Source organism: Ruegeria sp. C6 (genome assembly GCF_056537625.1).
Genome location: NZ_JBQFRW010000001.1, coordinates 30,005 through 56,496 on the forward strand (window position 1 = coordinate 30,005; position 26,492 = coordinate 56,496).

Consider the following 26,492-nt stretch of genomic DNA (forward strand, 5'->3'; position numbering starts at 1 on the left):
CGCGTCCCGCGCGGCGGCAGCTTTAAGCGGTAAGTGACGGCCAAGTGGGCTGCGAAGTTCCCAGTTTGGACGCAGGCAAAGCCCAGTGCATCTTTGCGGATCCAACGGTTAGCGCCGGCTTCAATCGATAGCCGGGCCCCCACCCGGAAGGTTCGAGCGCATCCGCATAATCGACAGGCAGCGACTCGGTAATTTCGTCACCGGGCTCGCTCTTGGCGAGGGTGGCCAGCAATTCGGCGGTGCGCGCCAGCGAGAGCCGGGCATCCATGACGGCCTGACCGGATGCGGCTTCGGCGAGCGCCGAGAGCAGGGCGGCTGCCATCAAGTAGCCAGTTGCGTGATCCAGTGCCTGAACAGGCAACGGAGTTGGCTTGTCGGCCCCCGCCCAACCCATCCCTGCATGTGCGATTCCGGAACTCATCTGTACAAGGCTGTCAAAACCGCGGCGCGCTGCCCAAGGTCCTTGCCAGCCATAGGCGTCTAGCGTGACTTCAACCCTGTTGGGGGCGAGCTGATCCCGCGTGTTTTTACCCAGACCGAGTGCGTCCAAAGCGCCGGGCCGATACCCGTGGACAAGTATGTCCGCTTGGGCCAGCAGCTCTTGCAGTTTTGCTTTTCCATCGGGTGATTTCAGGTTCAGATAGGCGCAGTGCTTGCCGAGAGAAATGTCAGGAATGACGCCAGGTTCATCCCAGCCGGGTGGATCGATCCTCAGGACCTCGGCGCCAAAACCCGCAAGTGTTCGTGTCGAGACTGGCCCGGCCAGAATGCGGGTCAGATCGAGCACACGCAGCCCAGAAAGAGGTCGCGCGGCAGTCGCCTGAGGCCGATCACGTAGTTGAATATTGCGTGGCCCCTGCCATCCGATCAACGGCTCGCGGGCCAATATGCGTCCTTGCGGATGGTCATGCCACTCAGAGCGGCTGCGCATTGCGGCAGCGACGCCGCCCTCGGCGACAATCGCGGCTTCCAGTTCAGAGATGCTCCAATCCCGAACTGCGCGCGATACCAGCGCACGGTCCGGCGCGACTTGCAAAACGTTCAGGGCGGCGGCGCGATGACTGGGCAGGTTGGTGTGCAGCCTGATCCACCCATCAGAGGCCTGATAGTCGCCAGCAATCGCGTCCCAAAGGCTGGGCATATCCCACCCTTCGGGTTTGAAGGAAAAGCCGTACCACAAGGAGGCCAGTCGATGATCGACGGTCACCTCCGGAGGTGTAGGCGCCAGGTTCAAGGCTGTCACAAGGCGCGACAGCTCCTGCCCGACTGCCGCAAAACTGGCCGTCGCCAGTTCCGAGACCGCAAAGGCGCTGGGCCGCGCACCCGCCCCATTGACCCTGTAGGTGTCAGTTGAGGGGAGGGCGGACAGCAAGCTCATTGCTGATAGGGATCAAGGCTGTCGCGCAACCCGTCGCCAAGGAAGTTGAAGGCCAGCACGACGACGATGATTGGCAGCATCGGGATCGCGGTCCATGGATAGATTTCGATTGAGGCGAGGTTCTGCGCATCGTTCAGCATCACGCCCCAACTGACCGCCGGGGCCCGCAGTCCAAGGCCAAGGAAGCTGAGGGCGGTTTCGCCCAGGATCATCGCAGGGATTGAAAGCGTGGCCGAGGCAATCAAATGCGACATGAAATTGGGTAGCAGGTGCTTCCGGATCACACGACCCGAACTTGCGCCCATCATCTCGGCCGCGCGTACGTATTCCTCTTCTCTGAGAGACAGGAATTTTGCGCGGACAGATCGGGCAAGGCCTGGCCAATCGAGAATACCGAGGATGATCGAGATGATGAAGAATACCGCGACCGGGCTCCAATTTGATGGCACCGCGGCGGATAAGGCCAGCCAGAGGGGAAGTTCCGGCAGCGAGCGCAGGATTTCGATCACACGGTTGATGGTCCAGTCGATGCGCCCTCCGAAATACCCGGCCATTGATCCGAACAGGATGCCGAGGAAGAAGGATACCGAAATGCCGATCAGGCCCACTGTCAGCGACAGTTGCGCGCCATATAGGATGCGGCTGAATACATCGCGGCCCAGACGGTCCGAGCCCCACAGAAACAGCGTGGCCCCTTCGGGTGCGCAAAACAGGTGCGTATCGGATTTGATCAAGCCTGCGAGTTTGTATTCTGACCCTTCGCAGAAGAACTGGATTGGGCGCGGGTCTTCCGTGTCAGCGACGAATTTCCACTGGAAAGTTTCAAGGTCTGCCTCTGCAACTATTGGATAAACGTAGGGGCCGATGAACTTCCCCTCATGAAACCAGTTGACCGACTGGGGTGGAGCATACAGGTGCTCTCCGTTCCGGTCATTGGGGCCGTAGGGGGCAATAAAGCCCGCAAAAGGCAGCATCAAGTAACAGAGCAGCAAGAAGAGGCCAGAAATCAGACCCAGCTTGTGGGTCCTGAACTTGCGCCAGACCAGCACCCAATTAGGGGCATCGAGATCTGCGCGCTCAAGCTGCTGAATAGAGGCCTGCGGGTCAAATGGTGCGTCGTCGACATAGCGACCATCGGGTTTGTCGGTCATGCTTCGCGCCCCTCATAACGAATGCGCGGATCAAGCATGACCAGCAGGATATCGGAAATCATGGTGCCGATCAGCGTCAGCAGAGCCACGAACATAAGAATGAAGGCCGACAGGAACTGGTCCTGCGTTTTCAAGGCAGTCAGCAGGGTCGGGCCGATTGTTTGCAGACCCAGAACCACCGAGACCAAAACCGACCCGGAAACCATCGAGGGCAGCAGGTTTCCAATGTCGGCGACAAACGGGTTGAAGGCCACGCGCAATGGGTATTTCGTCAGCATCCGCGATGGGGACATGCCCTTGGCGATTGCTGTTTCGACATAAGGTTTCCCTAGTTCATCCAGCATATTGGCGCGCAGGCGCTGCATCATGGCCGAAGCACCCGAGGTTCCGATGACGAAGGTCGGAACGATCAGGTGGACAAGGATGGATTTCAACTTGTCCCAACTCATCGGTTGTCCCTCAAAGGAAGGGTCCATCAGTCCGCCGATGGGCAGGTTGAAATAGCGATGGCCATAGTAGAACAGGATCAGCGCCAACAGGAAGTTCGGGGTCGCAAGACCCAGATAGCCTACAAAGGCCGAGGTATAGTCAATCCACGTCCGTGATCTGGCCGCAGCGATGACCCCCAATGGCAGAGCAACGGCATAGACGAATAGAATGGCGGCCAGATTGACCACAACCGTCAACCACAGCGTATCGCCCACGATCTCGCGCACGGGGCGGTCGAATTCGAAGGACCAGCCATAATTGCCCTGTAACAGGCCCTCGAACCCATGCGGTCCGGGCCAGAAGCCCATCCAGATCAGGTACTGCTCGGGCAACGACCGGTCCAATGAGTATTCCTTGCGCAGAAACTCGGCCTTGGCGACACCGGCGGACTGTCCTGAAGCCTGCAGTTCGGCGATCTGGTTGCTGAGATAGTCGCCGGGGGGCAGGTTGATGATCACGAAAATCAGAACCGACACCACCAGCAATGTCAGCAGCATCGTGAAAAAGCGATACACCGCGTAGCGCAGCATGACCATTTAGCTGCTCCTGAATTAGTCGGCGAAGAAGAACTCGTCGGGACGGTGAATGCCGAAATGTGCGCCGGGTTCCCATGCCCACATGGCCTGCTCAGGCACATTGCGCAGGCGGTTCGACACGACAATAGGCTGCGGTGCGCCGTTCAGGATACCGATCGCATAAAGCTGGTCGGCGTGAATTTTCAGCATCTCAGACCAGACTGCGCCGCGTTCTTCATCCGTGGAGGCGATTTCCCAATCGTGGGCAAGCTTCATGAGAAGTTCGGCCTCGGGCATGTCTGGTGGTTCGCCCGACCCTCCATTTGTCTGATAGTATTGGCCCCATTTAGGCCATGCCAGAAAGACCTGATCGGTCGGGGCGAGATAGGCCGGCGATGTGTGGCTTTGCGGAATGCCGTCATCCCAGCCGAACCAGACCGACGCCATTGTATTGCCCGAGAAGACCCGGTTGCGCAGAATGTCTCGATCCAATGGTCGCATGACCAGTTCGACTCCGATCTCACGCCAGGTATCCGTGACGATCTGCAGGGCGTTTTCAACCTCTTGCCGCTCACCTGCGGTTTCGATGATCAGCTCCATCGGACGCCCGTCGGGCAACAGTCGGATACCATCTTTGTCACGCTCGGTCAGCCCAGCCTCATCAAGCAGAGCATTCGCCTTGTCGACGTCATACTGTGCCCAAGCCTGCGCATTCGCTTCGTCGTAGAAGGGCGATGCGGGCAGAACCGACATCGCGCCGGGTTGGGCCAGCTTGAAATAGAGCGCCTGATTGATCGTCTTGCGATCAATGGCGAGCGACAGTGCCCTGCGTACACGTACATCGCGCAGAACCTCGCGCCACGCATCGTCAGTGTAGTTCAAATTGGGATAAATCGCGATCTGCGACGCGACGCCTGTTTTCCACAAAAGCGTCTTGTATCCACCTTCAGCCTCGCCCTTTTTCAAGATCGAGGCATCGCGGAATGCCAATCCGCGACCTTGCAAGTCAGTTTCACCCGCATTTGCTTTGGCCGCAACCAAACCCGGTGCGACGATTTCCATTTCGACTACGTCGATATAGGGCAGCTGAACCCCATTTGAATCCACCCGATGGTAATACGGGTTACGGACAAAGTTGTGCCGGATTTTCTTGCCCGAACTTGCGTTGAGCCATGGCTGCAACGTCGGCAGTTCATGATTGTCGTACTTATATAGATTGTCCAACTTGTTATGCAGCGCCGCCCAGCTTTTTACCCGCGCATCTTCGACCTTGAATGCCAGTTCTTCGGGGTCTGCAAACTTCTCGTGATACTGCTTAAGGAACTCAGACGGTCGATAGATAAAGGGCGGCCGCGCCTGAGCAAGTGATTGCAGGAAATTCGGGTTGGGGTCATCCCATTCGAATACAACCGTTGTTTCGTCGGGGAAGGTGACGGTGGGTGTTTTGCCTTCAACCAGCAGGAAATCTGGTGGGCCTGAGGGGCTGAGCAATTCGTTGTTGGCCACATCCTCCCACCAGTACCGGAAGTCTTCGGATGTGAACGCGGATCCGTTCGACCATTTGTGGCCGGGTCGCAGGTTTAAAGTAAATTTGCGATTGTCTTCATTTTCGAATGAAGCCAGCAAATCCGGGACGATGTTGTAATCCTGATCGAAGCCCACAAGCCTTGCGTAGCCATAGACCACCATTTGCCGAATGTCTTTGGACCGGGTGACCATCGTGCGCAGTGTACCGCCGGGTACACCGAATTCGCGACCTTTGGCGGCTAAGTCCACGATCAGCGGATCTTGCGGAATACGTTCAGCAACCGGTGGCAGGTCGCCGCTTTCAACCTCGGTTTGCCAGAACGCGTTTTCCTGAAGATTAGACGGAATTTCTGCCGCAGCGGGCAGCATTCCTGCGAAGGCCAGCGTCGCGGCCAAAATCAATCGGTGAGTGGTCTTAAACATGGCAACGTACCTTATGGCCGGGCTCCAACTCTATCAAAGAAGGTATCACGGAGTCGGAAAATCGAAAGGCGTCATCCCAACTGTCGGGTGAACCGGCACCAAGCGCAACCAGTTTCAGATCAATCGGGCGATTGATATCCGGTTCGGGCTGGGCGGCAATCAGTGCCTTGGTATAGGGATGACGTGGATTGTAGAACAGGGTTTCGGGTGGGGCTTGTTCCACCACAAGACCCCGGCGCATGACGGCGACTTCGTCGGCAATGCGCGCGACGACGGCCAGATCATGTGAGATGAACAGGTATGACAGGTTCAGACTGTCCTGCAGTTCTTCGAGCAGGGTCAAAATTTGCTCTTGAACGGATACATCCAGTGCCGAGGTTGGCTCGTCACAAACAATCAACGCCGGGTCCAGCATCATCGCGCGGGCGATAGACAGGCGCTGTCGTTGTCCACCAGAAAACGCATGCGGATAGCGTTTGAGCATATCGGCATTCAGCCCGACCCGCTGCAACATCGCGGCCGCTTTGTCGCGCTGCTCTGCCACGGTGCCGAGGCGGTGTATCTCCAACGGCTCGGTCATGGCATCCTGAATGCGCATACGGGGGCTAAGAGAGCTATAGGGATCCTGAAACACCATTTGCGCCTTGCGCTGAAACGCGGTGCGTTCGGTCCGTGTCATACTGTGAACCGTTATCGGTTCGGAATCCCTTGTTGTTCTGAACAGAACTTCGCCGCCCGGGTCGGGCAGTTCAGCGCCCAGAGCGATTCTGGCGGCGGTTGTCTTGCCAGACCCGCTTTCGCCAACGATTGCAAGCGTCTTGCCGCGCGCCAGCTTCATATCTACGCCCCGGCAGGCATGGATCAGTTTGTCGGCTTTCCAACCTTTGCTCGATCGCATCGTGTAGGTCTTTGAGACCCCGGTCATCTGCAGAATTAGGTCCTCGTCGGGCATCGGTATGCCGACGGCATCCTGATCGGGTATCTCAGGCGCAGCGTCGAACAGCTGCTGCGTATAGGGGTGCGCCGGATCATTCAGAATTGGTGCTGCCGGGCCAGCTTCCATCACGCGGCCTTTGTGCATGACGACCACCCGCTCGGCCATGTTAGCAACTACACCCAGGTCATGGGTGACAAGGATCAGCGCCATACCGGTTTCGCGCTGCAGCTCTTTGATCAGCCCAAGAACCTGCGCTTGGGTGGTAACATCCAGCGCTGTTGTCGGCTCGTCCGCGATGAGCAATTCAGGCTTGGACACCATGGCCATGGCAATCATGGCGCGCTGGCGCATGCCGCCAGACAGCTCGAACGGATAGCTGTCGTAGGCGCGGGCAGGGTCGGGGAAACCAACCCTCTCAAACTGGGTCAGAACTTCTTTGCGGGCCTGTGCATCGGATGCGCCGCGATGCAACCAAAGAACTTCGCTGACCTGATTTCCGATTTTGTGAAGCGGTGACAGAGATCGCATCGGTTCCTGAAAAATCATAGAAACCCGATTGCCGCGAATACCACGCATCTGTCTTTCACTCAGCTCGATCAGATTAGCGGTGCCTTTGGAATCGTTCAGCGTGATCGTTCCGCTACGGATCTGGGCGGTACGCGGCAGAATACGCAGTGCAGCGCGACAGGAAATCGTTTTGCCCGAACCGGATTCTCCAACCAATGCAAGTGTCTGCCCGGGTTCGACCTCGAAGCTGACATCTTGGACAACGGATGGACCCGTGCCAAAGCCGATGCTGAGATCCCGAACGGACAACAACGCACTCATGCGGGTTTTCCACCCGTCTGGCCGCTAGAAAACATCGGCTTTGTGAACTCCCTGTCTTTTTTGAGCAGTTTCGCGCGGTTGGGGCGGCGTAGTCAAACACCTTCTTCACCCGAATTGTCGCGGAATCGTGAAACTCGGGCCGTATGGCTACACAAAGTCTTGAGTTTTTGCCATCAAAGGCGCAATCGCCCCCCGACTGGTGTCGAATGATTTTGAAAGAGGTGCCCCGTGTCCGAGCAACAAAGCCGATTGGATCTGTTCATTGACCGAATGGTCTCGCAACGTGCTTGTCTGGACTTTGCCATCGCGCAGACCACGGGGCAGCCCGGTCCGGTTTTTGAGCTGGGATTGGGAAATGGGCGCACATATCACCACATGGTTAAGCACATTCAGGACCGTCCTGTTTATGTTTTTGAACGGGCCGTTGCGTCTCATCCCGATTCGACACCGCCCGATGATCTGGTGATTCTCGGTGATGTGCGCGAAACATTGCCTGCTTCGGTTACGCGATTTGGCGCGTCAGCCAGTCTGATCCATGCCGATCTTGGGGGACACAACCGGCAAAAGAATGATGCTTTTGCCCGCCTCGTCTCACCTTTGATCGAACCGCTTCTGGCGCGGGATGGACTGATGGTTTCCAGCGATCGTATGTATTTCGAAACACTGACCGAAGTGCCGCTGCCTGCAGGCGCGGTGGAGGGACGTTGTTTCATCTACCGGCGTTGATCTGCCGTAGGGTCACTGTGTGATCCGACTCGCGCTGTAGTACCGGGCCGGTCTAACGTCTGAGGCGTGAAGCTTTGGAGGGGACCGTCAAAAATGCTGTTCTACGATTGTTCAACCGCGCCAAGCCCGCGCCGTGCCCGGATGTTTATTGCGGAAAAGGGGCTGGAGATTGAAACCCGCCATATCTCAATCGCCAAGGGTGAACAGTTTAGTGATGCCTTCCGGACCGTGAACCCCGGTGCAACGATTCCTGTGCTTGTTACGGATGAAGGTACCACGCTCACAGAAAATCTTGGCATCGCCGCCTATCTCGAGGCGCGCTTTCCGGAACCTGCCTTGATGGGGCAAACGCCGGATGAAAAAGGCGAAATTCAGATGTGGAATGCCATCGCCGAACAACAATGTGGCGCACCAATCGCGGAAACTTTGCGAAACACCCATCCTTCGTTCAAAGACCGCGCGATCACCGGGCCTGCAAACCACGCGCAAATCCCTGAACTAGCGCAGCGGGGGGCTGAGCGGGTGCGTGCCTTCTTCGATTTTCTTGAGGCCCGTCTGCAAGTGAGCGGTTTCGTTGCGGGTGAAATGTTTTCACTGGCCGATATCACCACATTTGTGTTTGTCGATTTCGCACGTGTCATCAAGATGCGTATCCCAGAAGAGAACACGGCTACACGCGCCTGGTTTGATGCCGTTCAGACACGCCCGAGCGCCCGGCTTTAAGCTGATCCGGGTGCTGTCCCTCGAACTGTACAGAAATGTCTAGACAGAGGTGAACAGTGCCTCTAGCGTCCTTTGCGAGTCATGCAGGGGAGCGCAGGATGAAATCTCAGTATCGTGTCGTAGTCATCGGTGGCGGCGTTGTCGGCGCCTCGGTTCTGTACCATCTCGCCAAGTTTGGCTGGTCAGATGTGGTCATGCTGGAGAGGCGGCGTTTGGCCTCGGGGTCTTCGTGGCACGCGGCGGGAGGCATCCATGCGCTGAACGCAGATCCGAACATGGCGTCGCTGCAGGCCTATACGATTGATCTACTCAGCGAGATCGAAAAAGAGTCGGGCCAGAATATCGGCCTGCACATGACCGGTGGACTGACGCTGGCGGGCACACCCGAACGGTGGGAGTGGCTGCAGGCCAACTACCGCATTTTCCAGTCTATCGGCATCGACGACTGTGAGCTTTTGTCGCCAGAGGAGGCGCAGAAACGCTGCCCGATCATGTCCACCGACGGCGTGCTGGGCGCGATGTGGGCGGATCGCGAAGGTTACATCGATACAACCGGTACGGTTCAGGCTTATGCAACAGCGGCCAAGAAACGCGGCGCGGAATACTACGAAGAAACCAAGGTCGAAAGCCTGACGCAGACTGCGGATGGTTGGGAAGTTGTGACCGACAAAGGCACTATCACTTGTGAACATGTGGTCAACGCAGCTGGCCTCTGGGCCAAACAGGTGGGGCGGATGGCCGGAGTGGAGCTGCCGGTTTCGCCGCTGAAACACCATTATCTGATCACTGACACGGTGCCAGAGGTGGCTGAGACAGATTTCGAGATGCCGATGACCGTGGATCTCGAAGGTTTCACCTATATGCGGCAGGACCAGAAGGGCGTTTTGGTTGGTATTTACGAGGTCGATCACGAGCACTGGGCCATGGACGGCGCGCCATGGAACTATGGCGAAGAGCTGTTTCAGGAACAGCTGGACCGGATCGAGAACGAGCTGACGCTGGGCTTTGAACGGTACCCGTCGATCCAGAATGTTGGCATCAAAACATGGGTGAACGGCGCGTTCACCTTCTCACCCGATGGTAACCCGCTGGTCGGTCCGGTCCCAGGCAAGCGTGGCTATTGGTCAGCCTGTGCGGTGATGGCCGGATTCCTGCAGGGTGGCGGCGTTGGTAAGACGCTGGCCGAATGGATGATCCATGGCGAGCCTGAGGCCGACGCATGGCCTATGGACGTGGCGCGCTATGGCGATTTCGCTCAGAACAAACGCTACATCCGCGAAACAACCGGTCAGTTCTATTCCCGTCGTTTCGTGATGACTTACCCGAACGAGCAACTGCCCGCAGGTCGCCCGCTGAAGATGGCCCCAGCCCATGATGCAATGACCGAGGCGGGGTGCAAATGGGGCGTCAGTTGGGATCTGGAAGTACCGCTTTACTTTGCGCCCAAGGGCTTTGAAGAGACGCCGACGCTGAAACGCTCGAATGCGCACGACATCGTGTCTGAGGAGTGCAAAACCATCCGCGAAGGCGTGGGACTACTGGATATCTCGGGCTTTTCGCGCTTCGAGGTCACAGGCCCAAATGCCGAGGCTTGGCTGGACAGGATCATGGCGTCGAAACTGCCTGCACCGGGGCGTGCCAAACTGGCTCCAATGCTGGGTGAAAACGGTCGCCTCAAGGGTGATCTGACCGTGCTGAACTGGGGCGACGGGACCTGGTGGATCATGGGCAGCTACTATCTGCGCGCATGGCATATGCGCTGGTTCGATGATCACATGATGGACGCTGTGAACATCCGCGATCTGGGCGAGGAATATTGCGGCTTTGCCGTGGTTGGGCCGAAATCGCAGGCTGTGGTCGAGAAACTGGCAGAACAAGATATCTCGGGCCTGAAATTCATGGGCTGCGGCGACTTTGATATCGGTCTGGTGCGTGCCCGTGTGGCGCGTATGTCTGTGACGGGCGAAAAAGGGTATGAGATAAACTGCCGCTATGGCGACCACATCAAACTGCGCCGGATGCTGCTAGAGGCCGGGGCCGGGGACGGTATCCGCGAATGCGGATTCAACGCGATGCTGTCGACGCGGCTTGAGAAGAGCTTTGGTATCTGGTCTGCAGAATTCACTCAGCTTTACACGCCAGGCATGACCGGAATGGACCGCTGGATCGACTGGAACAAGGATTTCGTTGGCAAAGAGGCTGCGCTGGCTGAACGCGATGGCAACGGTCCGGCGCAAGTTCAAGTGACGCTTGAGGTTGACGCGCTGGATGCCGATGCCAGCGGGTATGAACCGATTTGGGCCGGGGAAGAGCGAGTGGGTTTTGTGACTTCGGGTGGCTATGGCCACTACACGGGCAAGTCGCTGGCCATGGCTTTGGTCAACCGCGACAAGGCTGAACCGGGCACCGAGTTGTCGGTGCATGTGGTCGGTGTCGAACGCCCGGCCCGCGTGATTGCGCCGTCGCCCTATGACCCGCTGGGCAAAGCGATGCGAGGTTGACCATGTCGGACTTGGGTCAAAGACGCCGACGGCGTGGGCGCGGAACAGAGGCAGCCCCGCAACCCACTCGCGAGGTGAATTATCGCCAATTGCGCAATCCGTTTCCGCAGATGGAAGTGTTCCCCGCAGATCAAATCGCAGAAATGCACAACACCGCTTTGCGCACGCTGGAAGAGTTGGGCGTGAAAGTTCTGTTGCCCGAAGCGCGGCGGATCTTTGCGCAGGGTGGCGCACGCGTGGATGAAGACAGCGAAATGGTCTTTATCGGGCGGGATATGGTTGAGGCCGCCGTTGCCTCGGCCCCGAAATCCATAGCCTGCCGCGCAGGCGCTCGGCACCGGGATTTCACTTTGGAGCTGGGCTCTTTGGTGTTCCAACCCGGCGCTGGCGCTCCAAACGCGACCGATCTGGAACGCGGTCGGCGGCCAGCGAGTGGGCAGGATTATCTGGAGTTCCTAAAGCTCACTCATCACTTTGATGTCTTCCAGATGATCTCACCGCAGGTCGAACCGCAGGACGTGCCAACCAATGTGCGGCACTATTTCACCACACAAGCGCAGATGGAGCTGACGGATAAGTTCCCGTTCTTCTTCTCGCGAGGCACGCCGCAAGTGATGGACTGCTTCGAGATGCTCTCGACGGCGCGAGGTCTGTCTGACAAGGAGTTCCGCGCTAACGCCCATTGTTACACGATTATCAACACCAACAGCCCGCGGACGCTGGATATTCCAATGGCTCAGGGGCTGATCGACTTTGCGCGCCATGGTCAGATGTCGATCATCACACCCTTTACCCTGATGGGCGCAATGGCTCCGATCACGGTGGCCGGGGCCATCACGCTGTCCCATGCAGAGGCACTTGCGGCCTTGACGCTGACCCAGCTTACCAACCCCGGTGCGCCGGTGTGCTATGGGACCTTTACCAGCAATGTCGACATGAAATCAGGGGCGCCTGCATTCGGGACACCCTCGCATTTTCAAGCGTCTTTGGCGGCGGGCCAGTTGGCCCGGTATCTAGGCCTGCCCTGGCGGTCTGCGGCGGGGTCTGCGGCAAATATCAACGACGTTCAGGCCGCCAATGAAAACCAGTTCGGCCTGTGGGGCTGCCTGATGGCCGGGGCGACGGTGATCATTCATTCGGCCGGATGGCTCGAAGGTGGCCTGACCGTATCTTTCGAGAAGATGATCTGCGATGCCGAAGTGTTGAACATGGTGGCCGAGCTTTGTGCAGGGGCACAGGCCAATGGTGCAGAGATCGGGTTTGATACTGCGCTGAGCGAGGTTGAACCCAGCGGACATTTCTTCGCCACGAGCCAGACAATGGAGCGCTATAATACCGCATTTTATGAGCCGCACCTGCATGATTACGCAAATTTTGGCACCTGGACCGAGCGTGGCGCGATCGACGCCAACCATCGCGCGACCGGTGTATGGAAGGAAATCCTGGCAAATTTCAAAGCACCGGCATCAGATACGGATCGCCTTGGTGCGTTGAAGGATTTCATAGCGCGCCGTACAGAAGAGGGCGGCGCACCGCCGGAGAGTTGAATGAACACCAAACCCATCCTGCACCGGGACGATCCCGAAGCTGAGCCACTGATTGGTAACGTCAAGGTCACGCGCGATGATTGGCTAAACGTGGCCATGGACGTCTTGATTTCGGACGGGGTCGAGCAGGTGAAAGTCATGAACCTTGCCGAGCGGATGGCGGTCTCGCGCTCATCATTCTACTGGTACTTCAAGTCGCGGCAGGAATTACTGGATGCGCTGCTGGCGCGATGGCAGGCGACAAATACGGCGGCCTTGATCGCGCAATCCGAATTGCCTGCTGAAACGATCACGGCTGCGGTGTGCAATGTTCAGCGCTGCGTTGTGAATACCGAACTATTTGATACGGCTCTTGATTTTGCTGTGCGGGATTGGGCACGAAGATCGGGAAAGGTGCGGCGTATGCTGGACCAGTCCGATGCCCGTCGCCTGGCCGCGCTGCGCGCGATGTTCATCCGGTTTAACTATGATGAGACCGAGGCAGAGACGCGGGCGCGGGTGCTATATTATATGCAGATCGGATATGATCTGGCGCAGTTAAACGAACCATTGGCGATCAGGCTGTCGATGGTTCCACACTACCTTTATGTTTTTACAGGGGTCGAACCGCGACCCGAGGAAATCACCGAATTCAGCGCGTATGCGAAACGTTTCTGGGAAGGGGCAGGACATGAACCAACCTGACGCAATCATCATTGGCACCGGTGTGATCGGAGCCGCCATCGCGTTCGAGATGTCCAAGGCCGGTTGGAAAACTCTGTCGTTGGATCGCAATGCGCAGGTTGGGCATGGCTCGACCGGAGGCTCTTGCGCGATAATTCGGATGCATTATTCGACCCTCGATGGAACCGCATTCGCTTGGGAAGGCTATCACTATTGGCGTGATTGGGCGAACTATCTGGGCTTGCCCGACACAGCCGATTTGGCGCAGTTTCGTGAGACCGGTTGTTTGGTCGTCAAGACCGAGGCCAATGGGTTTCTTGAGAAACATAAGAAATACAGCGCCGAACTGGATTGTCCGTTTGAAGAATGGACACCTGAGCGGATTACCGAACGTCTGCCGATCTATTCTCTGGACAGCTTTGCCCCGGCGCGGCGCATGGATGATCCGGAGTTCGGCCAACCGAACGGAGATCGGATTCAGGGCGCAGTGTTCTGGCCGAAAGCAGGTTATGTGACCGATCCGGCGTTGTCGGCGCAAAACCTGATGGATGCCGCCAAGCTGCATGGTGCCGAAGTGCGAACGGGCGCAGACGTGCGCGAAATCCTGTCGCAGCAGGGGCGCGTCGCAGGTGTCAGACTTGCCTCTGGTGAAGAAATCCACGCCAAAGTGGTGGTGAATGTTGCCGGTCCCGGGTCAGCGTTTGTCAACGAAATGGCCGGGGTTCTGGGTGACATGACCATTCAAACCCGCCCGCTGCGGCAGGAGGTGGTGCATGTACCCGCGCCCGAAGGATTTGATTTCGAAACGCAAGGAACAATTGTCTCGGATAGTGATATCGCGCTGTATTGCCGTCCAGAACATGGCAATCATATTCTGATCGGTTCCGAGGATCCGGCTTGTGATCCGCATCAATGGTGCGAAGATGATGTAAGCTATAACCACGATTTTACGGATCAATGGACCACGCAGGCCATGCGTTATGCCCAACGGGTCCCTAGCTTGGGGATACCCTCCAGAACCCGTGGGGTGGTGGATTTGTATGATGCCTCGACTGACTGGATTCCGATCTATGACAAGTCCAGCCTGCCGGGGTTTTACATGGCCTGCGGCACCAGCGGTAACCAATACAAGAACGCGCCGATTGCGGGCAAAATGATGGCTGCGCTGATCGACTACGTCGAAGGCGGCGCGGATCATGACGACAAGCCGATGCAGTTTGAACTGCCTTACATCGGGCGCACAATCGACACCGGTTTTTATTCCCGCAAGCGACCGGTCAATACCGATAGCAGTTTCTCGGTGCTTGGTTAACGCGCCCTCGCGCGCGCGTTCTCATAGCTTTCTTCCCGTACTGGACCGAAACCGCGTATCTGGTCCGCAGCTGACAGCACGTCCAGCCACTCGGTCTCGGAATGGGTGGAGGGGTTTGTCAGATACATGTCCAACAGCGATTGGTACCAGTTTAGGATATCTCGATGCAGTCGCGCTTCGGAGTGATAGCCGAAGGGGTTCAGGACCGAGCCACGCAAACCACGTAGACGGGACAGTCCCCGCAGAACCGGGCGCATCCATGGACCCAGTGCAAACTTGAGGGGGCGGCCCCGTTCGTCCTTGCGCCAGCTGAGCATTGGCGGGGCGAAGTGGTAACTGGTTTTGAAATCTCCCTCGAACTGTTGCTTCAGTTCGTTGTCGAAGTTTTGGGACGTTTGCAGCCGGGCCACTTCGAACTCGTCCTTATAGGCCATGAAGCGGAACAGGTTACGGGCTACGGATTCTAGAAGATCGTCGGATATTTTCGGGTTCGACGCGCGGATTGCTTCAATCTGTTGCGCATAGCGATCCGCATATGCGGCATCCTGATAATCTGTCAAAAACGCCACCCGACGCGCAATCACCTGATCCAAGGTGCCGTTTGCCTCTTCGGGTAGTGCCAGCCCGTGAATGCGGTCGGGGTCAGCCGCCAGACAACGCCCAAGAGCAAAGGCCAGCCGGTTTTTTTCGACGGCAACACCGTTCAGCAAGATGGCCTGAGCCAATGCAAGGTGCGATACCGGAACCAGCTCGTTTTGCCATGCATAACCCAGCAAAATGACGTTGGCGAAGACGGAATCCCCCAGTAGCGCCTCAGCTATTGCATTTGCGTCAAGGCTGGCGAGATTGTCCACCCCAACCACATCTGCGATCGCCTGTTCCCGCTTATCGACCCGCAATTGGGCATCGCGACGCAGGACAAGATCGCCGGTGGGCATCTCAGCCCTGTTCAGCACAACGCGTGTGCCGCGGGCATAATGAGTTGAGGCTTTAGGGGCCGAACTCACCACCACATCACAGCCAATCACCGCATCCGCAGCGCCTTGATCTATGCGTACTTGGTTAAGCGCATCCGGAGCTGCGCCAAGGCGGATGTAACTGAGTACCGTGCCGAATTTCTGCGCAAATCCGGTGAAATCCAGGACCGAGGCACCTTTGCCTTCCAGATGCGCGGCCATAGTGATCAGGGCCCCAACCGTGACAACCCCAGTGCCACCCACGCCTGTCACAAGCAGATCAAACGGTGTGTCCAAAGATGGAAGCTTTGGGTCCGGCAGGCCTGTTTCAAGCGCATTGAAGTCCATTTCGATGGCGCGCTTTCGTCGGGTTGCGCCCTCAACGGTCACAAAACTCGGACAGAACCCGTTCAAGCACGAAAAATCCTTGTTGCACGAACTTAGATTGATCTTGCGCTTGCGCCCTAGCGGGGTTTCTCGCGGCTCAACGCTCAGGCAATTCGATGCGACCGAACAATCGCCGCAACCTTCGCAGACCAGATCGTTGATCCAGACGAAGGTCGAGGGGTCCTCCATCGTACCGCGCTTGCGGCGGCGGCGTTTCTCGGTGGCGCAGGTCTGTTCGTAGATCAGGACCGTAACACCGGGAATGTCGCGCAATTCGCGTTGCAGGCTGTCCATCTTTGCCCGGTCGTGGAATGTGGTGCCAGCCGGGAAATCGGATCGGTGAAACTTGGCAATGTTGTCCGAGACCAGCGCGATCCGCGCAACGCCTTCAGCCCGGCAGGTTTGGGCGATGCCTGCAACGCTGACGGGTCCATCCACTGGTTGCCCTCCGGTCATTGCGACCGCATCATTGTAGAGTATTTTATACGTGATATTTGTCCCGGCCGCGACCGCCTGACGGATTGCGAGTGATCCAGAATGGTACCACGTCCCTTCGCCAAGGTTCTGGAAGATATGCTTGCCGCCATTGAATTGTGAGGCCACCACATGGGGTACGCCTTCGCCTCCCATCTGTGCATAGCCGACCGTCTCGCGATCCATCCAAGATGCCATTACATGACAACCAATGCCGCTGGCAGCGGTAGAGCCTTCTGGAACTTTGGTTGATGTATTGTGCGGGCAGCCCGAGCAGAAATAGGGTGTCCGTGTTGCGCCCGGGACATTGATCACGGGCGGTTCTGTCTCAGTCAGTGCACGCGCTTTGGCAGGCAGGTTTTCTTCAGGGAAGAACGTGTTAAGTCGGGCGGCAACAATAGGGGCCAGCATCAAAGGGCTGAGTTCCCCGGTCCATGGGATCAGCGGTTCGCCATGGCTGTCATATTTACCTACCATCTTATGGGGTTTGTCGCCGGGCCAGTCATAGAAGTATTCTTTGAACTGGCTTTCGATGATGCCGCGCTTTTCCTCGACGACCAGAACCTCGGCCTTGCCTTTCACAAAGCGCAACGCGTTGCGACGGGCCAGCGGCCAGACCATGCCAACCTTGTAGATGTCGATCCCCAAGCGGCGACAGGCGGCTTCATCAAGGTCCAGCAAACGCAGCGCCTCCATGAGATCGAGGTGCCCCTTGCCGGTGGTCACGAAGCCGAACTTCGCACTGTCGATGTCATAAATACGCCGGTCGATGGGGTTTTCTTCGGCAAAGGCCCGAACGGCGCGCAACTTGTGCTGGATGCGGGTCTCGATCTCGGGCGAGGGCAAATCGGCAGTGCGGACGTGCAAGCCGCGTTCGGGCAAGTCGATCTGCGGCAGGGAAAAGCTGCGATCCGGGTGCAGATCGACGGACCGCGCGCTTTCGACCGTTTCCGAGACCGCCTTGAACCCGACCCACGTGCCTGAGAAACGGGACAGAGCGAACCCGTACTCGCCGAATTCCAAATATTCCTCGACCGAGGCTGGGTTCAATGTCGGCATGAACCACGACATGAAGGCCACATCCGACTGATGCGGCATCGAAGAACTGACGCAACCATGATCATCGCCTGCCACGACCAGCACGCCACCTTTTGGCGCAGACCCATATGCATTTCCATGTTTCAATGCATCGCCTGATCGGTCGACACCAGGGCCTTTACCGTACCACATCGAAAAGATGCCCTCGACCTCGCAATGCGGGTCCAAAATGGCCTGTTGCGCACCCAGAACCGCCGTTGCGCCGAGGTCTTCGTTCACGGCGGGCATAAACGTGATGCGATCCGTCTTCAGTCGGTCCTTTGCGCGCCATAACTCAAGATCCAGCCCGCCCAGTGGCGATCCGCGATAGCCCGAGACAAACCCCGCCGTGTTCAGCCCGGCCTGACGATCGCGTCGGGCCTGGTCCATCATAATCCGCGCCAAGGCTTGCGTGCCTGTTAGAAAAACCCGGCCCTGCGTCAGGGTATAGCGGTCTTCAAGCCGATAGGTGCGAGGGGAGGGTTCGTGGTGGCTCATTGCTGCGCGTCCATGGGTTTTTGTCTTTGGTGTTCGGTTATTTTAACCCCCCGCAGGTGAATTTATGTTTCAGAGTTTGTGCGAGTTCTGCAAATTATGATAGAATTCACCAGATTTAGTTAAAATTACGGATTAATCTTTCTAAGATGGCCATACTTGATGATCGGGACCGCCGCATTCTGACGCTGCTTCAAAATGACAGCCGGGTTTCAAACGCCGAATTGGCAGATGCTGTCGGCATGTCAGCCTCAGCCCTGTGGCGCAGGGTGCGCGCGCTGGAAGAGGCTGGGGTGATCGAACGGTACGGCGCTTTGGTGAACCCTGCCGAGATGGGGTTGACGTTCGAAGCAATCGTGCATGTTCACCTGACCCGGCATGACCCGGACAAGATTGTCGACTTCATCCGGGCCGTCGAGATCAGCCCCGAAGTGCAGGAATGCTACGCCACGACTGGTCAGGCCGATTATCATCTGCGTGTCTTGTGCAGGAATCTGTCTGCTTACAACACGTTTCTGGAAGATTTCTTGTTTCGATTGCCCGCCGTCGCCAGCGCGCAAACGAATGTCGTGCTGCGGACGATCAAGCGGAACCGACCGGTGGTACCCTGAAGCTTAAGCCGCGAAAGCCACCCAAGCCCAGGCCATGCCAATATAAGTAAGGTTGTGAAACAACTGATCCAGACCAGCGGCACGCCAAAAAGCGGCCTGATTGGGTTGCAACTGTTTGCGGTCAGAATAGTTGGCTTTGGCAAAGTCGATGTGGAAATGCACGATCCATTCCAACGCAGCGATGATCAGTATGAATTCAATCGGGGCGCGAAAGAGCGCGAAAATCACGACCGAACCCACAACATGCACAGCAGCATGTTGCGCGCGCCCCATGTGGAAATACGTGCCTCGCCCGGAAAGCATCTTGGGCGTCTGTAAATAATAGTCGGCGAACATGTGTTTGATCTGAAGCAGGCACAGCAACAGAAACACAGCGCCAAAGCTGGCAGGCAAATGAATCCTCCCGATATCGTCCTGAATCAGGAGATTAGGGGGTAAACGCGAAACGCGCAAATGAACTTGTTCACACAACGCAAATTAGGCGCAAATCGGAAATTCATTTGCTTCCGAGGATACGATTGCGGTAAATTCGGCCCGTTGTATTCACGCCAAAATCAGTGATTTGAGCGGCGGATCGTTAGTAGGGGCGGGTTCAATAGAACGATCGATCTTTCAGTTCATCTGGAAATACTCGAAGCGCGACCAGTTGATTTTGCTGGCCGTGACGTCGACCTTGTTTCCTTTGCTTTACCTGACGTTGGAGCTGCCCAAGCGCATCATCAATGACGCAATCGGCGCGACAAGTCAGATTGTCGATGTCTGGGGTTATAGCCTGACGCAGACCACTTTTCTGATGATCCTGTGCTTTGCCTTTCTGGCTGCGGTGCTGGCGCACGGGCTGATGAAGATGCGTATCAACACCATGAAGGGTGTTCTGAGCGAGCGTATGCTGCGTCGCTTTCGCTATCAGTTGATCAACCGCGCGCTTCGCTTCCCACAACCATATTTTGAGCGGGTCAGTCAGGGCGAAATGGTCTCGATGATAACCGCTGAAAGCGAACCGATGGGTGGGCTGATGGGGGATGCGATCAGTCAGCCCGTGCTGCAGGCGGGACAAATGATCACGATCCTGTCCTTTCTGTTCCTCCAAAGCGTTTGGTTCGGACTGGCCGCGGTGGCGTTGATCCCGCTGCAGGCCTGGCTGATCCCGCGATTGCAACGCCAGATCAATCTTCTGAACAAGAAGCGCATTCAAGAGGTCCGCGTTTTGGCTGCCCAGATCGGCGAGAACGCTGCCGGTGCTTCGACCCTGCGCGCCAATGGCGGTTGGCGATATCGGCGGGCGATGATCTCGGATCAGCTGGGGCGGCTGTTCGCCATCCGCTTTGAGATCTATCAGAAGAAGTTCTTTATGAAGTTCATCAACAACTTCATATCGCAGCTGACGCCATTCATGTTCTACCTTGTCGGTGGCCTGCTGGTGTTGCAGGGATCTGTTTCGCTGGGTGCTCTGGTGGCTGCGCTGGCGGCTTACAAAGACTTGAGCTCACCCTGGAAAGAACTGCTGACCTATTATAATCAAACGCAGGACATGTCGCTGCGATGGGATGTTGTGATTGATCGTTTCGCACCGGATGGAATGATTGATGAGGCCCTGTTTGACGGAGAGCCAGCGGATCGTCCGCATCTGAATGGCGATATCGTACTGAATCAGGTCTCGGTTCGTGATATCGACGGCAATCAGGTTTTGGATGATCTGGACCTGACGTTCCCAGCAGGTAAAACGGTCGGCATTTCGGCCACCAGCGAGGAAGATCGCCATGCGCTGACCGAGTTGCTGACCCGCGAGATTCTGCCAACCTCTGGCCGTATTGAAATCGGCGGCATCAATATGGCTGGCCTGCATCAAAGCGTTGTTGCCCAACGAATAGGTCTAGCAACCTCGCGCCCCATAATGTTTCAGGGCACGTTGGGTGAAAATGTGATGATGCCGATGCGGTCACATCCACTGTCCAAATCCACCGAGGATCCGGATTTCCCCGAGACGCTGAGGGCAGGCAATAGTGCTGATCCATTCAACGCCGAATGGCTTGACCCCGGAATGGCGGGTTTTGACGATACGGCGCGGCTGCGCGATTGGTGGCTGAAACTGATCGATGGCATGGGCTCGGGCGCTGCGTTGTTTCAGCGCGGTGCCGAGCAGGTGTTTGATGCGAATGAGCGCCCGGAACTGGCAGCAAAGCTGGTCGAATTGCGCCCTCGGGTGCAGAAGGCGGTGCGCGAGGCCGGGCTTGATCAGCAGGCGCTGATTTTCGATCGCTGCGCGTATAACCCTGCGCTACCCGTTGCTGAGAACCTGTTGTTTGCCACCCCTTGTGTTCCAGTGACACGGCAATTGCTGGCACAGCAGACCGTGTTTCTGGGCCAGTTGCGCGAGTTGGGGTTGGATGAAACCCTGATCAGCCTGACACGCGACGTAATTGAGATGCTGCGCCAGATATTTGGGCTTGATGGAACAGATCATCCTTTGTTTCGCAAGCTGGGGCTTGAGGCCCAGACCTACGAGGCCGCGGTTGAATTGGTCGAGCAAACCCGCAAAGAAGGCGCAAACGGGCTGGATGACGAACAATTGGCTAGCTTGCTTTCGGTGCCATTTGTGATCTCGGCCGAGCAGATTGGCCCGGCGTTTTCGGATGAGCTGAAGAACCGCATTCTTGAGCTTCGCCACAGCCACTCGGCCAAATTGCTGGAACCGTTGCACGATGTATTCGTCCCGTTGGATGAAGATGCCTTTGCACCCGGTTTGACGGTCATGGAAAACGCACTGTTTGGCAAGGTCAGCCAGATCGGCGGTGCGCGGACCGACGAGGCGCGCAAACTGATCGTCGATGTTCTGGCCGAGAACGGGGCGCGACCGATGGTGGTGGAACTGATCTATGATGTTCCGGTCTCGATTGGCGGCCAGAACTTGCCTGCGGTATTTGCCGAACCGCTGGCCTTTACCCGCGCTGCGATCAAAAAGCCGGATATTCTGATCCTGGAAACCGCGCTTGCCAGCTATGATATGGAGACACAGGTCGCAGTTTATAAAAATCTGCGTGAATTGCTGCCCGAAACTACTGTAATCTATCTGAATGATGCGTTCGAAAATCCAGATGTTTTCGACATGTATGTTGAAATCCGTCAGGGCCGGGTCGTGACGGGTGAAGGCCCAACCGACGTCGACGGCGACGGTGCGGCGTCTGCCGATCTGGTACGCAAATTGCGTGCGCTTGAGCAGACCCCGTTGTTCTCTGGGCTCGACCGTCGCCAGCTTCGACTGCTGGCCTTTGGTGCGCGCTGGTTCGAAGCGAAACCTGGCCAGGTGGTGTTTCTGAAGGATGATCAGCCAACCGATGGCGCCTATGTCATCCTTGAGGGCGAGGCAGGATTGTACCTGCCGCGTTCGGGCGAGGCCGATCAACTGATCACAACGGTTGGTGCGGGCGCGTTGGTGGGAGAGCTGGGGTTGATCCGAAAAGAGCCTCGGGCGTTGAGCATGGTGGCTGAAACGGAACTGTCCTGCCTACGGATCGGTGAGGAGGAATTTCTGGCGGTCGTCGAGAACGATGCAGCCACAGCCTTTAAACTGTTGCAGGTCATCGCGGGGTATGTCTCGAACTGATCGGCTTGCTCGCCTGTCGATTGTTACCCTTCGGTTGCGGGTGCACCGCCTTGAAACGCATTCCCATTTGCATAGTCACATGGGGTTTCCTGCATCTGTAGGTGCAGCCCGTCACCTTTGTAGGGATGGGCTCGGGCAAGGCCTTCATCGACCTCGATACCAAGGCCGGGCTCGGTCGGAGGAGTGACGAAGCCCTTCTCGACGCGGATGCTTCCCTTTATCAGTTGATCGTGGAATGGGGTCTCGATGCTTTCAAGCAGCAGCAGGTTCGGGATCGACGCCGCCAGATTAATATTCGCCGCCCACTCGATCGGTCCCGCATACAGATGGGGTGCCATCTGGGCGTTGAAAACCTCGGCCATCGCGGCGACTTTCTTCATCTCCCAGATACCACCAGCGCGTCCCAACGCAGGCTGAAGGATTTCGGCGGCCCCGGCGCGCAGGACCGCGCCAAATTCCGCTTTGGTTGTCATCCGTTCACCGGTCGCGACAGGGATACGGACATTGCGCGCCACACGGGCCATATCCTCGATCATGTCGGGGGGTGTGGGTTCTTCGAACCACAGCGGCGAACAGGGTTCGAGCGCTTGGCCCAGACGTATAGCTCCGGCTGTGTTGAACTGACCATGAGTGCCGAACAGCAGATCGGCCTTGTCTCCAACTGCCTCACGGATCGCTTTGCAAAACGCTATCGACATTGAGATATCGGACATAGCGGGCATGTGCCCACCGCGGATCGTATAAGGCCCGGCGGGATCAAACTTGACGGCGGTATAGCCGCGCCGGACCATTTCAGCAGCACTTTCTCCGGCCTGCTCAGGTGAAGTCCAGAAGTCCGTCAGGTTATGCTGAGGAAGTGGGTAGAGATAGGTGTACGCCCGGATACGGTCGTTCATCCGCCCACCCAGCAGCGCATAGACCGGACGATCACGATCCTTGCCCAAAATGTCCCAGCAGGCGATTTCGAGCCCCGAGAACGCACCCATGACGGTCAGGTCTGGTCGCTGAGTGAAGCCGCTGGAATAGGCGCGGCGGAACATCAACTCGATATTCTCGGGGTTTTCGCCCTGCATGTGCCGTTCGAATACATCGCGAATGACATGGGTCATGGCTTCGGGACCAACCGAGGACGCGTAGCATTCCCCCCAACCGATCACGCCCGTATCCGTGGTGACCTTGACCAAAATCCAATAGCGCCCACCCCAACCCGGTGCCGGAGGCGCAGTGACAATGACATCGAGATCTTGCAGTTTCATCGGGTGTTCCTTTTGCGGGGTTCAGTCGCGATCAAACAAGATTACATTGCGTTTGGCCGCACCGGACTTGGTGTCTTCGATGGCCTCATTGATCTGCGACAGGGTCCAGCGACCCGAGATCAACTCGTCCAGTTTCAGCCGCCCCTGTTCATACAGATCGATCATCCACGGGATGTCGCGCTGGATCACTACATCGCCCATTTTTGAGCCCACCATGCCCTGGCCAAGCGCGGCCAGCACGACGGGTTCGTAGCTGGACATGTCACCAGAATGGGGCATCCCGATCATGATCGCCTTGCCGCCCCGACCAAGGTAACGCGGGGCCTGATCATAGGCCGGGATTGCACCAACAGTAATCAAGACGGCGTCTGCGCCACGTCCGCCCAGCGCCTTGTAGGCGCTTTTCCACGGCTCTTTCTGGCTGGCCAAAACACCATGGGTCGCGCCGAACTCCATTGCGATATCCAGCTTATCCTGTGTCATATCGACCGCAACGATACGGCGAGCTCCGGCAATACGTGCGCCTTGGATTGCGTTCAAGCCGACGCCCCCGGCGCCGATGACAACCACGTCCTGCCCGGGGCGAAGCTGGGCGGCGTTGACTGCTGCACCAACACCGGTGATCACCCCGCAGGACAGCAGGCTGGCAAGGTCCTTGGGCAGCGTTTCGGGAATGCGGACGATTTGTCGGTGGCTGACAACTACCTTTTCGGCAAAGGCCCCGCATGCCATGGCCTGTTCCAGCGCATCACCGTCGGCAGTCTGCAGCGGACCTTTCACCGTGTCATAAGGTGTTTCACAAATGGTGGGCATGCCACCGGCACAGGACGGGCAGGACCCGCAGGCGCGGATCAAGGTTACCACAACGGGATCACCAAGTTTGAAATCCCCTGCGCCTTCGCCAACAGCAGAAACGATGCCAGCCGCTTCGTGCCCGTAAACCGCGGGCAAGTGGCCGCCCCATGCGCCGCTTGCAAAGGAAATGTCCGAATGGCAAATCGCCACTGCATCCAGCGTTACCTCGACCTCGCCCATGCCGGGTGGTGCGATCAGGATGTCTTCGATGACCAGAGGTTCGCCGAAGGCCCGGCATACGGCTGCTTTGATGGTTTGCATGTGTTTTCCCGCTCCCTAACGGGATCACGGTGACCCGTCCCGGCGGGACCTGCAAGGTGGAAACCGTCACGGATGTGTCGTTGTTCTGCCAAAGTGGGGTAGACGCAAAAGAATCCACCTATTGATAAGCATTGTGTGGGTCATCGGTTCAGTGTGCGACAACCAAACAGATCGGCGCACGGCGTATCGGGGTCGGGACATCGACGGTGGCTCGCTACATTCGTTGCGAGATCTGGTGCATCAACCCGGCAAGATGCTCAGGATGCGAAAAAAACGGCGAGTGAGAGCTGTCTATCGTAAGGTGCATATCAGGGTCCGCGCAGCCCGCCATCTCGGCCTGATATTCGGTCGGAACGATTCTGTCATCGGTAGTTCTGATGTACCCTTTTGGAACGCGCGCGAAGTTATCGCCGACGTCTAGGGGGGTAGTCTGCGGTGCAATCGCCTGGGGGCACAGGCGCGCGAATGCATAGGCAACCACCTCGCGCGCGCAGTCGTGATAAAGCAGGTCGTGCACCTGATCCGGTACCACCGAATACGACAACCCGTCGCCGGATACTTCGACGGCATTTCCGATCAGTTGGCGTGGGGCTCGTTTGCGCATTTCGACCATAGATAGCCCGGATTTCGGAACATAGGCACTTAGATAAATCACACCTCGCATGGCGTTCGGGTCGGTCTCGGCAGCCGCACTTACGGGATATCCACCCCACGAGTGCCCTAAGATGATGGTCTTTGGTGTCGAAGCCTTCAGCACGGCATCTCTGCACGTTCCAAGGGTGACATCGCGGATAGGCGTCGGGTCCGAGCCATGGCTTGGCATATCGATGGCGCGGGCGGTATGTCCGAAAGTGGTCAGTTCCGGGATCAGATCGCGCCAGCACCAGGAACCGTGCCATGAGCCATGTACAAGCAAGAAATCTGCCAACAATCCCTCCTTCAAATATGTCCGATCTCGGTCAGAAAATCACCAATCAATTGGGCAAAGTCCTGAGGTCGCTCGACGCAGGGCAGGTGGCCTGCCTTTCGGATCAGCGCAAAGCGTGAACCAGGGATCAGATCGACCGTTTCGCGCACCAGATCGGGCGGGGTTGAGCCGTCTTCGCTGCCCGCAATCCCCAAGGTCGGCAGGCGCAATCCGCTGGTTGGCGTATAGAAATCGGTGCCCGAGATTGCAGCGCAGCAGCCCAGATAGCCTTCGACCGGTTGTCGGACCATCATGTTGCGCCAAAGCGTCATCTCGGCGCTGGCGCGAAATGATTTCGAGAACCACCGATCCATGGTGGCATCCGCCAGTGCCTCGATCCCGCCGGTACGGACAGCATCCATACGCTGCTGCCACATCTTGGGAGTGCCGATCTTGGCGGCCGTATTCGACAGCACCAGCGCGCGGATCTGATCCATACGCTTGACCGCCAGGCCCTGCGCAATCATGCCACCGACGGACAGACCCACGAATACGCAATCCTTGACCTCTAGATAATCCAGCAATTGCTCGGCGTCGCGCACCAGATTTCCCATGGAATAGGGCGCTGAGGGTGCTGTTGACAATCCGTGCCCGCGTTTGTCGTACCTAATGATGCGCAGGCCTTTGGGCAGTAGCGGCAATATCGGGTCCCACAGCCGCATATCCGTACCCAGTGAATTAGCAAACACGATGGGGGCGCCAGCGGCGTCGCCATCAATTCGGTAGTGTATCCGAACATCTTTGAGGTCAGCGATATGCATGTTTAGCGTCCCCGTCTGCTCAGGGTGTCGGTTAAAACGACTACGACCGGATTTTGCACCGGCTGTAA

Annotated in this window: 19 protein-coding genes; 8 read left to right on the top strand and 11 right to left on the bottom strand. The window is 57.5% G+C overall.

From position 1 onward, the window contains the following. Nucleotides 1–22: 22 nt before the first annotated feature. Genes ACR0MJ_RS00150 through ACR0MJ_RS00170 form a run of 5 tightly spaced genes read right to left on the bottom strand, consistent with a single transcriptional unit; the run spans nt 23 to nt 7,248 of the window. Nucleotides 23–1,378 (bottom strand): CoA transferase, encoded by a 1,356-nt coding sequence (locus tag ACR0MJ_RS00150; RefSeq protein WP_480758300.1) that lies wholly within the window; start codon nt 1,376–1,378, stop codon nt 23–25. After that, nucleotides 1,375–2,529, bottom strand: coding sequence for an ABC transporter permease (locus ACR0MJ_RS00155; protein WP_170424449.1), 1,155 nt, complete (start codon nt 2,527–2,529; stop codon nt 1,375–1,377). Before ACR0MJ_RS00155 ends, ACR0MJ_RS00150 begins: the two co-directional genes overlap by 4 nt. Continuing rightward, a complete protein-coding gene (locus ACR0MJ_RS00160; RefSeq protein WP_170397654.1) occupies nt 2,526–3,554 on the bottom strand; it encodes an ABC transporter permease in 1,029 nt (342 codons plus the stop codon). Before ACR0MJ_RS00160 ends, ACR0MJ_RS00155 begins: the two co-directional genes overlap by 4 nt. Nucleotides 3,555–3,569: 15 nt before the next feature. After that, nucleotides 3,570–5,483 (bottom strand): ABC transporter substrate-binding protein, encoded by a 1,914-nt coding sequence (locus ACR0MJ_RS00165; RefSeq protein WP_170647404.1) that lies wholly within the window; start codon nt 5,481–5,483, stop codon nt 3,570–3,572. Next, nucleotides 5,476–7,248, bottom strand: coding sequence for an ABC transporter ATP-binding protein (locus tag ACR0MJ_RS00170; protein ID WP_170404616.1), 1,773 nt, complete (start codon nt 7,246–7,248; stop codon nt 5,476–5,478). Before ACR0MJ_RS00170 ends, ACR0MJ_RS00165 begins: the two co-directional genes overlap by 8 nt. 228 nt (nt 7,249–7,476) lie before the next feature. Here ACR0MJ_RS00170 and ACR0MJ_RS00175 point away from each other — a divergent pair, with 228 nt between their 5' ends. The 6 genes from ACR0MJ_RS00175 (at nt 7,477) to ACR0MJ_RS00200 (ending at nt 14,720) form a co-directional block, all read left to right on the top strand. Beyond that, entirely contained in the window at nt 7,477–7,974 is a 498-nt protein-coding gene (locus tag ACR0MJ_RS00175) for a class I SAM-dependent methyltransferase (RefSeq protein ID WP_170397645.1), read from the top strand. Between the two features lie 93 nt (nt 7,975–8,067). Next, nucleotides 8,068–8,697 carry a glutathione S-transferase family protein gene (locus tag ACR0MJ_RS00180; RefSeq protein ID WP_480758306.1) on the top strand — a complete coding sequence of 210 codons (630 nt, stop codon included), beginning with the start codon at nt 8,068–8,070 and terminating at the stop codon, nt 8,695–8,697. Nucleotides 8,698–8,795: 98 nt separating this feature from the next. Continuing rightward, nucleotides 8,796–11,198: a GcvT family protein gene (locus ACR0MJ_RS00185; RefSeq protein WP_480758309.1), complete on the top strand. Its 2,403-nt coding sequence runs from the start codon at nt 8,796–8,798 to the stop codon at nt 11,196–11,198. 2 nt (nt 11,199–11,200) lie between these two features. Beyond that, nucleotides 11,201–12,745 (top strand): trimethylamine methyltransferase family protein, encoded by a 1,545-nt coding sequence (locus ACR0MJ_RS00190; RefSeq protein ID WP_480758312.1) that lies wholly within the window; start codon nt 11,201–11,203, stop codon nt 12,743–12,745. Further along, the gene (locus ACR0MJ_RS00195) at nt 12,746–13,429 is read left to right on the top strand and encodes a TetR/AcrR family transcriptional regulator (protein WP_170397633.1); all 684 of its coding nucleotides are present in this window, start codon (nt 12,746–12,748) and stop codon (nt 13,427–13,429) included. Continuing rightward, complete coding sequence (locus tag ACR0MJ_RS00200; protein ID WP_480758316.1) at nt 13,416–14,720, top strand: NAD(P)/FAD-dependent oxidoreductase; 1,305 nt, start codon at nt 13,416–13,418, stop codon at nt 14,718–14,720. The genes ACR0MJ_RS00195 and ACR0MJ_RS00200 overlap by 14 nt, the downstream gene beginning before the upstream one ends. Here ACR0MJ_RS00200 and ACR0MJ_RS00205 read toward each other — a convergent pair. Beyond that, a complete protein-coding gene (locus tag ACR0MJ_RS00205) occupies nt 14,717–18,112 on the bottom strand; it encodes an indolepyruvate ferredoxin oxidoreductase family protein (protein WP_480758320.1) in 3,396 nt (1,131 codons plus the stop codon). The two genes, ACR0MJ_RS00200 and ACR0MJ_RS00205, sit on opposite strands and share 4 nt — an antisense overlap. A gap of 146 nt (nt 18,113–18,258) precedes the next feature. Here ACR0MJ_RS00205 and ACR0MJ_RS00210 point away from each other — a divergent pair, with 146 nt between their 5' ends. Next, a complete protein-coding gene (locus tag ACR0MJ_RS00210) occupies nt 18,259–18,720 on the top strand; it encodes an Lrp/AsnC family transcriptional regulator (protein ID WP_170564520.1) in 462 nt (153 codons plus the stop codon). Nucleotides 18,721–18,723: 3 nt separating this feature from the next. On the opposite strand, the gene ACR0MJ_RS00215 is transcribed toward ACR0MJ_RS00210, so the two are convergent. Next, nucleotides 18,724–19,113, bottom strand: coding sequence for a DUF3307 domain-containing protein (locus ACR0MJ_RS00215; RefSeq protein ID WP_170397621.1), 390 nt, complete (start codon nt 19,111–19,113; stop codon nt 18,724–18,726). A 169-nt stretch (nt 19,114–19,282) separates the two neighbouring features. On the opposite strand from ACR0MJ_RS00215, the gene ACR0MJ_RS00220 reads away from it, so the two are divergent. After that, complete coding sequence (locus ACR0MJ_RS00220; RefSeq protein WP_170511501.1) at nt 19,283–22,324, top strand: ABC transporter transmembrane domain-containing protein; 3,042 nt, start codon at nt 19,283–19,285, stop codon at nt 22,322–22,324. Between the two features lie 23 nt (nt 22,325–22,347). Here the strand turns inward: ACR0MJ_RS00220 and ACR0MJ_RS00225 are convergent, their stop codons facing one another. From ACR0MJ_RS00225 to pcaD, 4 genes are all read right to left on the bottom strand, one after another. Beyond that, the gene (locus ACR0MJ_RS00225) at nt 22,348–23,580 is read right to left on the bottom strand and encodes a mandelate racemase/muconate lactonizing enzyme family protein (RefSeq protein ID WP_480758323.1); all 1,233 of its coding nucleotides are present in this window, start codon (nt 23,578–23,580) and stop codon (nt 22,348–22,350) included. A gap of 21 nt (nt 23,581–23,601) precedes the next feature. Continuing rightward, complete coding sequence (locus ACR0MJ_RS00230; RefSeq protein ID WP_170733305.1) at nt 23,602–24,696, bottom strand: Zn-dependent alcohol dehydrogenase; 1,095 nt, start codon at nt 24,694–24,696, stop codon at nt 23,602–23,604. A 214-nt stretch (nt 24,697–24,910) separates the two neighbouring features. Continuing rightward, the gene (locus tag ACR0MJ_RS00235) at nt 24,911–25,624 is read right to left on the bottom strand and encodes an alpha/beta fold hydrolase (protein WP_480758326.1); all 714 of its coding nucleotides are present in this window, start codon (nt 25,622–25,624) and stop codon (nt 24,911–24,913) included. Nucleotides 25,625–25,635: 11 nt separating this feature from the next. Then, complete coding sequence (pcaD, locus tag ACR0MJ_RS00240) at nt 25,636–26,424, bottom strand: 3-oxoadipate enol-lactonase (protein WP_480758328.1); 789 nt, start codon at nt 26,422–26,424, stop codon at nt 25,636–25,638. Between the last annotated feature and the right edge of the window lie 68 nt (nt 26,425–26,492).